Genomic DNA, 239 nt, shown 5'->3' with positions numbered 1-239 from the left:
ATGTAATGTAAAAGCAATTTCTTTTGTTTTTGCTATCTCTGGTTTTAGATTAGTATTTGGCAAAATAGTGAAATCAGGGTGTTTAAAGGTAAAATACATTTCATCTGAAGTTGGTGCTCTAAAACCTTTTGAATATTTTAGTTGTAAACGAAGAAAACTCGTTGGATCAATCGTTGAAGCAAAACTGTAAGAATGTGCTTTATATTTTTTGTTTTGTTTAGCGATATAGTCAATATTTT

General features: G+C 28.5%; 1 protein-coding gene. It reads right to left on the bottom strand.

All coding sequences use genetic code 11. The annotated features are described in order from the left end of the window. Positions 1-239: TonB-dependent receptor domain-containing protein (locus tag HMPREF2813_RS07785; protein WP_148129912.1), on the bottom strand; the 239-nt coding region annotated here is incomplete at both ends.

Origin of the sequence: Haemophilus sp. HMSC066A11, from assembly GCF_001811665.1 — a bacterium.
In the GTDB taxonomy this organism is placed as follows: domain Bacteria; phylum Pseudomonadota; class Gammaproteobacteria; order Enterobacterales; family Pasteurellaceae; genus Haemophilus; species Haemophilus influenzae.
The sequence above is the reverse complement of the archived record's forward strand: the minus strand, read 5'-3'. Positions and strand labels throughout refer to the sequence as shown.